This window comes from Paenibacillus lignilyticus, from assembly GCF_017942085.1.
GTDB classification, from domain to species: Bacteria; Bacillota; Bacilli; order Paenibacillales; family Paenibacillaceae; genus Paenibacillus_Z; species Paenibacillus_Z lignilyticus.
In genome coordinates this window covers 371,423-385,687 of sequence record NZ_JAGKSP010000004.1, presented here as the reverse complement: position 1 = coordinate 385,687, position 14,265 = coordinate 371,423, and the positions used below count along the sequence as shown (strand labels likewise).

The 14,265-nt window shown below is 50.8% G+C and carries 11 protein-coding genes; 2 read left to right on the top strand and 9 right to left on the bottom strand.

Going from position 1 to position 14,265, the window contains the following annotated elements:
- Positions 1-33 precede the first annotated feature (33 nt).
- Both I8J30_RS13745 and I8J30_RS13740 read right to left on the bottom strand, forming a co-directional pair.
- Positions 34-918: a carbohydrate ABC transporter permease gene (locus I8J30_RS13745; protein ID WP_338044774.1), complete on the bottom strand. Its 885-nt coding sequence runs from the start codon at positions 916-918 to the stop codon at positions 34-36.
- A gap of 15 nt (positions 919-933) precedes the next feature.
- Positions 934-1,857: an ABC transporter permease gene (locus I8J30_RS13740; protein WP_210656025.1), complete on the bottom strand. Its 924-nt coding sequence runs from the start codon at positions 1,855-1,857 to the stop codon at positions 934-936.
- 229 nt (positions 1,858-2,086) lie between these two features.
- Here I8J30_RS13740 and I8J30_RS13735 point away from each other — a divergent pair, with 229 nt between their 5' ends.
- Positions 2,087-4,342, top strand: a complete 2,256-nt coding sequence (locus tag I8J30_RS13735; RefSeq protein ID WP_210655081.1) for a helix-turn-helix domain-containing protein — start codon at positions 2,087-2,089, stop codon at positions 4,340-4,342.
- Between the two features lie 93 nt (positions 4,343-4,435).
- Here the strand turns inward: I8J30_RS13735 and I8J30_RS13730 are convergent, their stop codons facing one another.
- A complete protein-coding gene (locus I8J30_RS13730; protein WP_210655083.1) occupies positions 4,436-5,572 on the bottom strand; it encodes a Gfo/Idh/MocA family protein in 1,137 nt (378 codons plus the stop codon).
- Positions 5,573-5,731: 159 nt separating this feature from the next.
- Between I8J30_RS13730 and I8J30_RS13725 the strand changes: the two genes are divergently transcribed.
- On the top strand, positions 5,732-6,634 hold the full coding sequence (locus I8J30_RS13725) for an AraC family transcriptional regulator (protein ID WP_210655085.1): 903 nt from the start codon (positions 5,732-5,734) through the stop codon (positions 6,632-6,634).
- A gap of 23 nt (positions 6,635-6,657) precedes the next feature.
- Here I8J30_RS13725 and I8J30_RS13720 read toward each other — a convergent pair whose 3' ends face one another.
- The 6 genes from I8J30_RS13720 to I8J30_RS13695 all read right to left on the bottom strand — a co-directional run bounded on the left by I8J30_RS13720 (position 6,658) and on the right by I8J30_RS13695 (position 14,255).
- Positions 6,658-8,676, bottom strand: coding sequence for a TIM barrel protein (locus tag I8J30_RS13720; protein ID WP_210655087.1), 2,019 nt, complete (start codon positions 8,674-8,676; stop codon positions 6,658-6,660).
- A gap of 4 nt (positions 8,677-8,680) precedes the next feature.
- Positions 8,681-9,367 carry an orotidine 5'-phosphate decarboxylase / HUMPS family protein gene (locus I8J30_RS13715; protein WP_210655088.1) on the bottom strand — a complete coding sequence of 229 codons (687 nt, stop codon included), beginning with the start codon at positions 9,365-9,367 and terminating at the stop codon, positions 8,681-8,683.
- Between the two features lie 81 nt (positions 9,368-9,448).
- Positions 9,449-10,288, bottom strand: a complete 840-nt coding sequence (locus I8J30_RS13710; RefSeq protein ID WP_210655090.1) for an MBL fold metallo-hydrolase — start codon at positions 10,286-10,288, stop codon at positions 9,449-9,451.
- Between the two features lie 144 nt (positions 10,289-10,432).
- The gene (locus I8J30_RS13705) at positions 10,433-11,383 is read right to left on the bottom strand and encodes a helix-turn-helix domain-containing protein (RefSeq protein ID WP_240547741.1); all 951 of its coding nucleotides are present in this window, start codon (positions 11,381-11,383) and stop codon (positions 10,433-10,435) included.
- Between the two features lie 126 nt (positions 11,384-11,509).
- Entirely contained in the window at positions 11,510-13,612 is a 2,103-nt protein-coding gene (locus I8J30_RS13700; RefSeq protein ID WP_210655092.1) for a multicopper oxidase family protein, read from the bottom strand.
- A gap of 220 nt (positions 13,613-13,832) precedes the next feature.
- Positions 13,833-14,255 carry a DUF421 domain-containing protein gene (locus tag I8J30_RS13695; protein WP_240547742.1) on the bottom strand — a complete coding sequence of 141 codons (423 nt, stop codon included), beginning with the start codon at positions 14,253-14,255 and terminating at the stop codon, positions 13,833-13,835.
- Positions 14,256-14,265 lie beyond the last annotated feature (10 nt).

Sequence of the window (14,265 nt, the reverse complement as noted above, 5' to 3'; positions counted from 1 at the left end):
TGGGCACAGCGATGATCCTCACTTACATGAAAGCTAGCCTTTCACGGAACCGAGCATCACCCCTTTCGCAAAATGCTTTTGCAGGAACGGGTAAAGCGCAAGAATCGGAATCGTTGCTATCAGAATCGCCGCCATGCCGATCGTTTCAGCCGGCGGAGAAGCATTCGCGAGTGCGGCTTGCTGCCCGTCCGAGAGAGAATCGAGACGCTGGCTCAAGATGACAATCTGCCGCAATATGACCTGTATGGTCCACTTGCTCGGATCGCTGATATAAATAAGTGCCGTAAAATAAGTGTTCCAGCTCGTCACCGCATAGAAAAGTCCGAATGCGGCGAGCGCGGGTTTGGACAGCGGAAGAATGATGCGCGAGAAAATCTGCAAGTCATTCGCGCCGTCGAGCACCGAGGCTTCCGTAAGATCATTGGGAATGCCAAGAAAGAACTGCCTGAGCACGATCAAATTAAAGGAATTGATGGCCCCCGGAATAATAAGCGCCCAGTAGGTATCCAGCAAATGCGTTTCCTTTACAACCATATAGGACGGAATAATACCCGCTCCGAAGACGAATGTAAACAACACTAGGAAAAGAAAAAATTTCTGCCCCGTAATTTTCCGCGACAGCGAATAGGCCATCATGGAGGTGAGCAATAAACTGAAGAGCGTACCTACCACCGTAACGCAGATGGTGACGATGAGCGCCCGGACAAACACCTTGGAATGGAAGATGTATTCGTAAGCATCCACGACCCATTTTTCAGGAAACAGGATAAACTGCTTGGCAGCGCTCTCCGAAACCGAAGTAAATGAGGTCGCGATCATGTAATAGAACGGAAACAGCATTGCAAGCCCGACCGCGGCAAGCAAGATCACGTTGAGGGCATTTGCTAATTTTTCCGAAATGGAATGCGTTTTAACCACTGCTCCACCGCCTCCTTAGTAGATTCCTTCTTCTCCGAATTTTTTGGATAACTTATTCGCTCCAACGATTAGAACTAACCCGACGAGCGACTTAAACAGCCCTACCGCCGTTGCGAAGCTGAAGTCCGAATTCTCGATCCCTTTGTAATACACGAACGTATCAAGCACATCCCCAATCTCCTTGTTGAGCGGGTTCAGCATGAGGAAGATTTGTTCAAATCCAACATCAAGCACGCTTCCGAGCCTTAGGATGAGCAAAATAATGATTGTACTGCGGATCGAAGGCAGCGTAATATGCCAGATCTGCCTCATTCGACTTGCGCCGTCGACGACGGCCGCTTCATACAGATGCGGGTTAACCCCGGCTAATGCCGCGAGAAAAATAATCGTCCCCCAGCCGGACTCTTTCCAAATCACCTCTAGCACGATGATTGGCATGAACCAATGAGCCGACGTCAGAAACGGAATCGGTTCGATTCCGAAAACCATTTGAATGAGTTGATTAATAATCCCCTCGGATTTCAGGAATGTCGTTACAATCCCGATTACAACGACCCAGGATAAGAAATGAGGCAAATAGACAAGCGATTGAATGACTCGCTTATATCGTTCGTTGCGCACCTCATTAAGCATGATCGCAAGCACGATCGACACCGGAAAGGCGAAGGCAATTTGCAGGAACGAGAGATAGAGCGTGTTCCAAATGACTCGGATGACTTCACTATCTTCGAAGATTTTCTTGAAATGCTTCAGTCCGACCCAATCGCTGTGCATGAAGCCTTGAAATGGACTGAAATCCTGGAAAGCGATAATGTTTCCCAGCATCGGAATATACCGATAAATGATAAAGTATAAAAGTCCCGGGAGGAGAAGCAGGAACAGGTAGCGCTCATTCCACAGCTTGTCCACGAAGGAACGTTTTCTTTCCCTGTGAGCCATAACTGTTGCCGGTGCGTTTGCACCTGGATTTGTGTAGTTATTCAATGATGATCCCCCTCTGATTATTTGTAGCGGATGAATCTTGATTTTTCATTCCTAGCGCTATACTATAAGAGTCACGCCTTGAAGAACATCGGAAATATGACCGATTTCCCGCGAATTTCAAGGTTTCCGTAAAATTGCACAGTTTTCGAAAATAAGATCAGACCAGGGCAAAAGGGGTTTATACATGAGGCAGATTTTGCAATGGAAGATTAGTACCCGTTCGATCTTATCCAAGATGGTACTCAGCTTTATGGCCATTATTTTGTTATTTGTTTCCTTTAATTTGATCTCCCTCACCTTGTTCAGAAAAAGCATTCACGGCGAGATTATTACGTATAACGATGCGAATCTGTCCCATACAACGAGCGGATTCGAACAGTACTTCGCGCTGCTGGATAACGTTATCGTGGGCATGTACTTAAATGATCATCTCAATGACTTGCAGAAATCGAAGCCTTATTATATGGCCGCCGGGAACATCATCGACGATTTAGAGCAAATCACGGTGAATCCGAGAATTTACTTGAACAATTTATTTATGTACGACGTGAAGCATCATTACATATTAGACAAGTATCGCGGCAGTTCGCTCGATGTCATGTTCACCGAACACTACGTGAATGGTACCTACACGCCCGCCTTCTGGGAAAAGGAACTGTCCACGGCCGGCTCCGCATCCAAGCTGTATCCGGCCGCTGTATTCAAGAGTCCGCCGCCGACCTATCAAGATTCTCAGCCCGGCATCGTCATCCCTTATTTGTTCCGAAGCCAGCTGTATCCCGATTTCAAGTTCCTTGCATTCATTGATGCCGATCAGCTGTATCGCAATTACCATCAATCGATTAACAACACGTTCTATATTCTCAGTCCGCAAGGGGACACGATCTATACCTCCGATCCGGCATTTCACGAAGCTTTACCGGAATTGAAGCCCGGGAGAAACTGGGTGAAGCAGAACGGCTACTATTTCTTCTATCAGAAAGGCACAACATCCGAGCTTACTTATGTGAATATCATTCCGGACAGCAGCGTATCGAGCAAAATCGTAAAGCTCACGGTTACCCTGATCGTGCTGCTCGTTGTCACCTCTGTAGTCAGCTTGGTCTTGTCCGTCATCTTCAGCAGACGATTCAACAATCCGGTTCGTAAAATCGTGGAGTCGATTCGGAATTTAAATGAGAATAAGGAGATCGTTCGCGGTGCAGCTAATGACTTTGAGCTGATCCATGCCAACATCGGCCACATGATCAAAGTGAATCAGGAAGCACAGCGCAGTCTCGAAAGCAGGAAAAACCATCTGCGCCATTATTCGCTCATGAATGTATTGAAACGCATCCGCATTGAATATGAGGACTCGGATCCGGCAGCCGAGCAGGACTACAGGCCGTTTCGTTTTGTTCTCTTCCAAATGAATTTCAAACAGCGATTCTGGGATGAGATGCCCGAAGAAGAAGAACGGACAATTGCTTTTATCCGCGAATATATGATTCAGGCGATCGGGCGGGAGATGGAAGGCGCGCAAACCTTCCAAATCGAGACCAACCAGATCTTATCCGTCATCTACTTGAACGATGAGGATGACAACCGCCTCTCCGCTGTCCTATCGGACATCAAGACGGTGCTGGAGACGGATAACGCCTATAGTTTCTGTACCATCGCCGTGAGCTCGTATTACCCTCATTCTTCTCAAATGACAAGTGCTTACGCGGAAGTGCTGAAGCTTGTGAAGCTGAGGCCTTTCGATGATACGACATACGTGTCTCAGGCCGGCGAAGCGAACGAGAAGCCGATGCTGACGACTTCCATTCTGGAACAGGAACTGAATGTGAGCCTGCAGGAAGGGAATGATCTGCTTGCCATGCAGTCGCTGCGCCGAATGCTGGCGAAGATGAAGAAACGGAACATCCCCGCAATCAAGTTCCATCGTTTCGCGGAGGAGACAACCGACAAGGTCATGCGCGTGCTTCATAGCATGCAAATCGATACGGATGCATTGTCCTGCATGCTGCCTTCCATTGAGAAGCAGCATACCATCGAAGAATTGGACTGTTATCTGGAGAAGCTGGTGAGCGAGGCCGGACGGCTTGTTCGATTGAAGAAAGAAGAACGCGATCCGATCATCAGCTTTACCGTCAGCTATACGGAGGCCCATTATGGGGAAGAGCTGTCCCTGGACCTCATCGCCGGCAAATTGAATATTAGCAGCGGTTATCTCTCCACCTATTTCAAAGAGAAAATGGGGACGAATTTCGTGGACTTCGTGAACGAGGTTCGCGTGAAGAAAGCGAAGGACTTATTGCTGCTGTCGGAGATGAAAATACAAGAGATCGCGACCTCAGTCGGCTATACGACGCTCAGCTCCTTCAACCGTTCCTTCAAGAAGATTTCCGGCGTTACGCCAACGGAGTTTAGACGCAATGCTGCTGTTGGCGAGCGGTAAAGCATGCTGCCGGATAAATTGAAAAGCGGTCTTCCATCGTCATGAGTTGACGATGGAAAACCGCTTTTCTGTTCTAGTGAAGCATGCCGCCAGCTAGTTCCAAGCTACTTGCTGAAACGTATTCGTATCCGCGGACTCGTTGGCTTTCAGGCAAAGCAGCGCGCTCAGAAGTCCATCGTCGAGCGAGGTCGATGAACGCTCTTCTCCGTTCACGATCCGGAAGAAGTTGCGCAGCAGCATGCCGTCTCCCCCGCCATGCCCATCCATCGCATTCAAGTCGAATTGATGGGTTTCCACTCGCGCCTCATGATGCATGAAGACCTTCAGTTCGCCTGTGTACCAGTCGAATTCCAGCGTTCCTTTATAACCTAACAGTCGCGCTCCGCGTCTCTGTGCGCCTCTTCTTGCGAAGAAGTTCTGCGAGTAGGTTACGTGCATGCCTGATTCGTAACGAATCAAGGCGCTGCCGGAATCTTCGTTGCCGGTATCCGTCGCAAAGCTGCAATAGCTCCCTCGATCACGATTCACCGGCTTGAGCGTGCTTTCCTCGCAGGAATGCTTCTCGTCGCAATCGCGGCACATCAGGCCGTCAGGCTTATCCCCTTTGAATATTTGTTTCGATTTCATGGCCGATATGGCGGTCGGATTCGCGCCCAGCAAATAGTTGATATAATCGAAATCATGTGTCGCCTTCTGCAGAAACAATCCTCCGGTTATGCTCTCGTCGCGGTACCAGCTATGATAGTAGACACCGCCGTAAGGTACATTGTTCACAGCCTGCACATGCTCTACGGTTCCGATTTTACCCGAATCTATGATTTCCTTGGCAAGCTTTACAAGCGGAGTATTGCGCAGCGGGAATGAAACCACTACCTGCGAGTCCGAAGCCTCGTAGCCTGCTTTCAATCGATATAAATCTTCATAGGTCGTGGCAACCGGTTTCTCCAGGAATAACGGCAGACTGCGTTTCAATACTTTAAGTGCCATCTCCGTATGCAAATTACATCGGGTTCCGATTACGACCCCATCCAGTCCGGCGTTATCCAGCATATCATCCGCGTCCGCGTACCATTCGATGTCGTTTGCTGCCTCGCCCATACGAGCGGCCAGCTCCTGCTCACGGGGATCCGCAATGGCGACGATTCGGCAGCCCGTTTCCTGTTCATCCAATTGGCCAAACAAGCCGCTGACTCTGAGTCCATACCCGATGATTCCAATTCGCTTTGCCATGTCGCAAATCCCCCATATTAATCAATTGTCTTAGTTATAGTTGTTTATTGTCGCTAACTAATTCGAATGATACTATAGGTTCCATAAGATGTATTTACTCTATATCGCTATAAAGTTGTCTATTATCGACTTTTATCCGGATTAAGGGGCATGGACGCAATGGCACTATCTTCCTCTGACAGCAGCAAGCAAGGTAACATGACTTGGATACCCAGCATTCACTGGGCCCAGTTCCAGGACTCTGCCTATTATCAAGGCAATGAGCGGCGTCTGTATGACTTCGAAGTGATGTACGTCATTTCCGGGGAAATGATCGTCCATTTCATCGATGAACCCGAGTCGATTCGTTACTTCCCCGGCGACCTCTTGTTTCTAAGCGCCCGGGAAAGACATCGCATTGAAATTCCAACTGCAGGCGGTGCCCAATTGCTCGGTGTCCATTTCGACTTCTATGATGAGTTCGAGCTGACGTCTGAGATCCATATGGTCGTAGATGAATCGCGTGTCCAAGAAGCGTTGTTCTGTCAGCAGCCGCTGGATCCAGGCGGGGAGCGGCTTTTCACCCGCAAATATTCATCGCTTTCCGTTGCTATCGTGAAAAGCATGGAATTGATCTGCGAAGAATTCACAATGGCAAGGGCCGGTTATGAGCTGGTCTGCCGAGGAGCCATGCTGCAGATGCTCGCGTCGATTCTAAGATTGCAGAGCGCTCCGCGACGAACCGCCTCCGCGACTTATTTGACGGCTCTTCGGGAGCTGGTCGACGAGCTCAGCGGCAGCTTGCATTTGACTTGGCCGAACACGGTGATGGCGGAGCGTTTGAACGTCAGCGAGGATCATTTTATCCGGCTGTTTAAAGAACAGTTCGGCGTAACCCCCAATCAATATGTTCAGCATCTCCGCCATCAAGAGGCCAAGCGGTGCCTGAGAGAAACGGATATGAAAATCGAGGCGATCGGCATGCGCATCGGCTACGACAGCCTGCACCATTTCAGCCATGTATTTAAACGTTGGCAAGGGGTTTCGCCGCGGGAGTACCGGAAGCTGTGCAGCATTTTATAGGAGGGTGCTCCCTTCCGCAGGGATTAGCTCATTCGTACGACCCCTTTGATGCCAATTCGATCGAATCGAACGGAAGCCACTTGTTCAGGAGTAAATTCATCTGTGATCAGGCTGCTCAACGTACCCGGATAGCAGCGCTCTACTTGCCCAATCCGATCGATCGCACGGATGAAATCCGGTTTGGAGGCATTAACCGAACCTACCATGCATTGATTGCCGATGACGAAATGCTGGTTAATCTGATCCATCGGCACCTCGATGTGGCGGTTCGTCGAAGAAATACCGAGCAACCCGATAATTCCGTTTCGGTTAAGCAAGTGAGCCGCTTCAACAAGCAGAGGGGTGAATCCGGTGCACTCCAGCACGATATCAAAATTCAGTTTTCGTTTGCTGCCATAGTGCCTTGCAAGTCCATGCTCGGCGGCACCAACCGAAGAGTCGTTATACGCGCTCTGGAATTGAGAGCCGATCTTGGACAACACGTTCGCTTGCAGACTGTCCACTGCATGCAGTGACCACACATGCGTTTCAATGCCCATGGTCCGGAGCGACAAGGCGGACAGCAAGCCCATCGGACCGGAACCCAGCACCAATGCCCGCTTAGGCTTCCAAACGAATCTTTGCTGGAAATGGGCGATTGTCGACCATAGTTTCTCGAATATGCTTTGCGGCTCTACCCATACGCCCAAATGGCTCATCCCATCCGGAACTTTTACGACATAGTCGGCATCCTCAACCACGTATTCGCACATGAATCCGTGAGAACCCTTGATGCCCCTTTCGATGTAGTTTCCGCTCTGGCAATAGTCAGATCGGTCTGCGCGGCAATTCTGACAATCCGGTTCCGGGCATGGCCTCCTTACCAACACGGTGACAGCGTCTCCAACGTTAAATCCGGAAGCGGCTCCGGCTTGTTCCACTACACCGATCAGCTCGTGGCCAATGATCAGGTCTTCCTCTCCCTCCGGCGGCACGCCGTAACGATGCATGATGATCTCTTTGTCGGTACCATCGAGTCCGACGCTAATCACTTTGATTAATACTTCGTGATCGGCCTTCAATTCCGGGCGAGGTTTTTCCGATAACGTGACTGCCGCTGATTCAGAATTGGCATTTTTCAATACAATCGCTTTCATCACTTCAGAATAGCTTAAATACCGCTTAATTTGATTTTTAATGAAATGAACGGATTCCTCCAGCTCTTCCAGCCCGTTCACGCCATCTTCGATGGAGATCCAGCCGGCGAACTTCTCTTCTTGAAGAATCCTGAAGATCATGCCGTAATCATTCATGCCCTTGCCAATGACGCCATGCTCGAGTGCATGGGAGTAGCCTTGGTCCATAAACTCCCGAATGTCATCCATCGAATAGCCTTCTTTTAAATAGCGGTCGCTGGCATGCATCGTTATCACTCTGGATCTGACCTGCTCTAACAATCGAATGGGCTCATAGCCGGCAACGATGGCATTGGAAGGATCATAATTCACTCCGAACCAAGGCGATTCGATCTGACTAATGATCTCTAAATAAATATCGCATGGCAAAGCGAATTCAGGCGCTGTCCAGTAACCGTCCTTATAGTGGTTCTCCATCACCAGGACAACCTTCTTCTCGGCGGCATACTCGAGCAGCTCTTGAATGCATTCCACGGTCCAGCGAATGCCGTCTTCCCTGGAAACTTCAATCCGCCTTTGTCCGGACAGCACTCTGCAGCTTCTGAAATCTTCCGGACCGAGTATCGCCATGACATCGATCATCGTCTTGATATGCTGAATTTCTTCTCTTCTTAACGCAGGATCCGGTTGCGTGAAATCCGGTGACGAGCACATCATCGGGATGGCTAAACGCACTTTGTCGCACGCCTCTCGAACAGCTAGAAGGTAGGACGGCTCCGTGCTTTCCAGAAAACGCGGATACATCTCCAGCCCATCTGCACCGAGCGTTCCGGCTATCTCGATCCATTCCCATAAACTCATCGTGCCATCCGACAACTCATTCATAAATCCTTTCGGAAAAAGCGCTACTCGGGCTGTCGTTGTCATCGCCTCACCCCTCCATCCGATTCGCTTTGACGCGGGACACGAATTGCTGCAAGATCCCTTTCAACTGCTCACGGTCTTGGCTTGGTTTGAACTCTTGCTTATCGATGACGAGGGGAGCGCCGATTACGACCAGCGGGGCGCCATTCTTCGGCATGTCGGCGGCTTGGTCGATCGTAAGTCCGCCAACCGCCTGTACAGGTACCTTCACCGCTTCGACTACGGCAGCCAGATGATCGTACGGCGTACGTTCCTTATCTTCGCCGCGCTCATCGAAACCGGTATGGACGATAATGAAGTCGACCCCATTTTCTTCCAACATTGTCGCGCATGCCACAGGATCCGGAGAAGCCATAATATCGCCCATTACCTGGATACCGTAATCGCGGGCTGCCTTAACAACGGCACGAATCGTCGCCGGATGAGCCACGCCCATGACGACTACGTGAGTAGCTCCGGCTTTTGCCATCATTTCGGCTTCAAGATAGCCGCCATCCATCGTTTTCAGATCGGCCACGATCGGGTGATCCGGGAAAGCTTGGCGTATTGCCGCAACTGCATGAAGACCCTCCCCAAGCAACAGCGGCGTCCCTGCTTCAATCCAATCCACGCCTGCTTCTACGGCAATCTCGGCCATTGCCAATGCTTCCTTGATGGTAGTCAAATCCAGTGAAATTTGTACGATCGGCTCCATGATAGTCGTATCCTCCCCTTCTATCGTGTAACTGCCTATAAATGGGAACGCTGCTCTTTCCGTATGAATTCCCCTTGTTTGTTATTTCAACGCGCGGCCGGACACGTACACATACCTCTCAAATCGCGCCATTACATGACTCTTCTGAGTAGGGAAATTCTCGTGCAAATAGTCGATGAAATGTCCCGGATGCTCCGTGTTCCCCTCGAACATGTCGTAATGCGCCGGAATAACGGTATCGATCCCGGCCGCGACCGCAAACTCGGCAGCCTCGCGGAAGTTCATGTTGCCGACGATATTACGCGCGAGCCGGAACGGATCGCGTCCGTTAATCGGCAGAAGCGCGCAGTCGACGTTTTCTGCTTTCACGGTATCAACGAGTCCGGGATAAACCGTCGTATCGCCCGCATGATAAAACGTCACCCCGTTTAAGTTCAGCACATAGCCGACGAACCGGTGATCAAGCGCGGAATCGTACTCCAATTCTTCATGAGCCGCCGGAATCGGTTTGTAGCGAAAACCTTTGAGCTCCCGCCATTCGCCTGTTATCGCATGAATACGCCGCTCCGGTGACACGCCGAATTCAGCGAGTGCATCGAGGCAGTATCCCGGCGCCACATATACCGTATCGCTGCGGTTCTTCGCCATCCCGGGTATCGTATCCGGATCCAAATGATCGATATGATCGTGTGTTATAAGCACGCAGTCGGCGTTCGCCGCCTCCTCCGGGCGAAGGGGCGGCTGAAACCGCCGATATGGAGAATCAGCCAAATACGGATCGATATAAACGATCTTATCGCCCCCTTTGACAATGACACTGACCTGCCCAAGAAACCAAATGGCGAGCATGCCGTATGGAACACGGGTTTCGTCAATCTCCCGAATTAGCGCCTCACCTGTACGTACGTTAGGGATATTCATGTTTCTTCTCCTCCGTTATTCAAGATCCGTACTCCTTCATCTTCTACACTGGATACAAGTAAACCTTCTCACTTGAAAAAGCCAGGACTCCGTCGTAAGGAGCCCTGGCTAATTAATTTCGCAGAATGGCAGATGACCATCCCCTTATTCGGCTGAACGCGTCAGCGTCTTCTCCAGCATGCCTCGGACCAGTCTCTCCAGCGCATCTTTATGAATGAATGGCGCTATAGCGGAGAGAATATCGGCACCCAGGAATCCGGACTCCACATGCAACAGCAGCTTCTCCATACTCCCCTTCGATAGGAACGGGGCGAGTCCAACAATTCGGCCGGCATCGATGCCACCGTCGGCAATGCGATCAACTAATCGGTCCAGCGTATCCCGGCTAATAAAAGGCGCCAACGCTTGAACGATATCCCAATCGACCGTGCCTTCCTCGGCTTGCCGGACAAGCCGGTCGATTTGTTCGGTGTCCAGGAAAGGTGCGAGTCCTACGAGCTGCCGCATGTCGAACGTTCCGACAATGGCCTTATCCACCAAACGGGCTAATGAGCCTTTGCTTATAAAAGGTGCCAAGCCCTGAATGGCGTCGGCGCTCAGACGACCTTCCTCTACGTAACGGAGCATCTCATCAATCGTGTCGCTCCCCAGAAACGGTGCAAGCTGCAAAATCGCGTGCAAACTCGGATGCGAGCCATCATCATCATCATCGGATGCGTCCGAACCATACTCCTGCTCTTCGTCCTGCTCTTCGTCCTGAGCTTCGGCAGGCTCACTATCTTCTACTTCTTCATCTGATCCTTCTATTTCCTGAGTTTTCTCGATACTGCGAAGCTCTTCACCTGCAGCAGCCTGCGCGGATGCTGTTTCCTGCGCAAGCACAATCCGGCTTTCACCGGCCAGCAGCTCATCAATGGACGTTTCGAGCAACCGGCTGATCGCCGGCAGCATCCCGATATCAGGCAGCGACTCGCCGCGCTCCCACTTTGATACGGCTTGATGACTTATTCCCAAACGCTCGGCGAATTCCGCCTGCGTCATCCCTTTTTCTTTTCTTAGACTGGAGATGAAAGCACCGATCTTACGCATTTCCATTGTAGAACGCCTCCGCTTATTCGATTGTACAGTGCGCACTGCCTGCAATCAGCATAGCACGCTCGGTGGCTCTACTCTATCAATAGTCAGTTGAACGCGTCAATTCAACTGACGGTTGAATCCATCCTATTCGGGGTGATTATGCGATTCCGTCCCAAGTGCAAAGGGTGTCGTAATCCCTTCATAGGCGAGATGCATCGACATGCCAACCTTGGCGTGATCCAGATTGTGACAATGATCCATCCATATCCCTGGATTATCCGCTAGAAACGCAACCTCATATCGCTCGCCCGGGCCGACATACAGCGTATCGGACCACCACGGACTGCCGCTTACCGACTTGCCGTTACGGCTCAATACCAGCATATGATGACCGTGCAAATGCATGGGATGCTCGACCATGCCGCGGTTAACAATGGTTGTTTTGACCAAATCCCCCTGTTTAACCATGTACATCGGCGTATTCGGGAACAGCTTGCCATTGATGGTGTACAAGGCGCCGAAGCTGCCGTTATAGAAACTGAATTGATTATCCAGGACCATCAGAAACTCTCTGTCGAAGCGACTGTCTAAACCAAATGGCAGCACTTCCGGTGTTCCGTAAACGGAAGGATCGAATATCGTAATGCTCTCTGGCAAATCAAGAGGTTCGCCATTGCCCTTCTGGCTAAAGAGAATGCCTTTCTTAGCATCATCGCCGATGTTAATAAAGACCGGCGTCTCCGGCATTACGAAGGTCACGTCATACCGGCCGCATGTCGTTACTTCAAGCCGCGTATTGCTGCTCAAATCCGTTGGTCCGTTTAGTTCCGTACCATCGATCGCCGCTACTTGAAAAGGAACGCCTACAACGGTGAATGCGCGCTGCACCCAGTTCTCGGTATTAATCAGGCGCAGCCGCACCGGCGTGCCCGGATCAGCCTGCACATGTTCGAGGAGCTTCGCATCCGCCCCTTCGCCAAAGGAGAATCCGCTATTCTTTAACGAATAGGTCAAGATCGTCCGATCAATTCCATACTTAGTTGCAGCATCAGCAGGATCCTCCACCACTAATGCACCGAACAACCCTTTCTTCACCGCCTCGGCTGAGTCTTGGTGAGAATGGTACCAGAAGGTACCGGTTTGTTCCGCGATGAATCGATACGTATGCATCTGCCCCGGCATGACCGCATTCTGGGTCGCGCCTGCGACGCCATCCTCCGCATTGGGAACATCCAGGCCATGCCAGTGTAACGTAACGCCTACATCAACGTTGTTATTGATCAATGTAACTTCGATCAGTTCCCCTTGCCGCATCCGCAGCTCCGGTCCGGGAATTTGACCGTTATACGTCCATGCCTCCACCATTTTGCCCGAGCTGCTTCGAACCAGCTTCTTCTCTGCCGTCAGCGTGAATCGGCGATCCGGTTCTCCCTCTTCGGGGCCGGTTAACGTCTCCACGCTGACATCGGCTTTCCCGCCCGTAGTTACAGCATGCTGATGAGCGTTCGCACTTCCACTACCTCCGCCGAAATCGGCTGATCCGGTCATCATGCTCATCGTTTCCGGGAGACGGCTTACATTCCTTTCATACATCCAGCCACCGACGACGATCAGCATCATGATCAGGATTTCGGCAACTCCTTTGGCCACACGCAGCTTACGTCCCAGAGGAACCCAATTCTCATGTTGATGAATGCTCTTGCTGCGATTAAGCACACGGTAAACCATAATCGTGATGAACACCAGCAGTACGAGTAGAACCGCCGCCGCGTCCAACCATCTAATCGGGACAACCGGAACGAAATAGAAAAACAAACTTGCCAATGCGGTGTATTTGATTGCTTTGAACGGAATGATCAGAGAGGAGTCGCCTGCCAGACGATAGGCTGCCGCATCGAGGGGCGTATCTTGATTCTCGGCCGACAACCGCAAGATGCGGACGATTCGTGGAATGCCGTAGACAACGCTTGCCAGCACTGCCATCAGAAGAGGCGGAAGCTGGAGGAGAATGCGATCTTGCGAGAATAGCCAGCCAAATTTTGTGTAGATCTGCTGCGCAATGAAGATTTTACCTGCGAACGCCAGCACAGATAGACTGAACAACACCATAATGGTTCTTGATTTATGTTTCAGCTTCTTGTACGACGAGCTGTAAACAAGTCGGCCTGCTTTGCCTCCGGCCATCCAGCCGAAGACTACCAGTAATACCGTAGCGAGGGCATCCAGCCCATAAAGTAAAGCATACATCGAACAAATCCCCTTTGGCATCTTGAGTTATGCCAACATATTACGGGAATTCGAGGATGGCTTTAACAGCCTGAGGTTTAGTTTTCCCCCAGTCTAAGGTCGGAACCGGGTCGGGTATCGTTCGAGCCTGGTCTTACGATTCGCCTAACCTGCTGCCCTATCGCACCACGTGTACCTGCACGGTCAGTTTGCTGTCTACGGTTGCTAATCACGTTTTTCACTAAAACGGGCTGAATTTCCGTCTCCAGCCATACATGGTCCTTGCATGGACGAAGACGGACAACGTACCGCCCGGCTCCCATGAAGCAAAAGCAACTTTCGTGATGTCTTCCACATTCGATTTGCGTAACTCTGCGTACAAGAATTCAATGGCGAGCTTCGCTTTCGAGAGATTCCGGTAATCAAGCTTCCCATTCTGGATAAGGGTAATCGCCGACGGATCGAAAAATTGTTTAAGCAGCGGCACCTTCAAGCTAAGCCAGATCGCTGCTAAGTACAGCAGCACAAGCGAAATCGTCGTAATCATCGATCCCTTGAGCCCGAGATGCTCATCCGACAGCGGATGGGCAATAATATTGCCGAGAGTCAGCGCGATAATGAAATCAAGGAACCGAAGCTGCGATATGGAACGCTGTCCCATCATTTTGGCAAAT

Bases quoted from the DNA above. Each gene is read 5' to 3' on its own strand.
- I8J30_RS13740 (WP_210656025.1), bottom strand. From the start codon at position 1,857: ATGGCTCACAGGGAAAGAAAACGTTCCTTCGTGGACAAGCTGTGGAAT.
- I8J30_RS13735 (WP_210655081.1), top strand. From the start codon at position 2,087: ATGAGGCAGATTTTGCAATGGAAGATTAGTACCCGTTCGATCTTATCC.
- I8J30_RS13730 (WP_210655083.1), bottom strand. From the start codon at position 5,572: ATGGCAAAGCGAATTGGAATCATCGGGTATGGACTCAGAGTCAGCGGC.
- I8J30_RS13725 (WP_210655085.1), top strand. From the start codon at position 5,732: ATGGCACTATCTTCCTCTGACAGCAGCAAGCAAGGTAACATGACTTGG.
- I8J30_RS13720 (WP_210655087.1), bottom strand. From the start codon at position 8,676: ATGACAACGACAGCCCGAGTAGCGCTTTTTCCGAAAGGATTTATGAAT.
- I8J30_RS13715 (WP_210655088.1), bottom strand. From the start codon at position 9,367: ATGGAGCCGATCGTACAAATTTCACTGGATTTGACTACCATCAAGGAA.
- I8J30_RS13710 (WP_210655090.1), bottom strand. From the start codon at position 10,288: ATGAATATCCCTAACGTACGTACAGGTGAGGCGCTAATTCGGGAGATT.
- I8J30_RS13705 (WP_240547741.1), bottom strand. From the start codon at position 11,383: ATGGAAATGCGTAAGATCGGTGCTTTCATCTCCAGTCTAAGAAAAGAA.
- I8J30_RS13700 (WP_210655092.1), bottom strand. From the start codon at position 13,612: ATGTATGCTTTACTTTATGGGCTGGATGCCCTCGCTACGGTATTACTG.
- I8J30_RS13695 (WP_240547742.1), bottom strand. From the start codon at position 14,255: ATGATGGGACAGCGTTCCATATCGCAGCTTCGGTTCCTTGATTTCATT.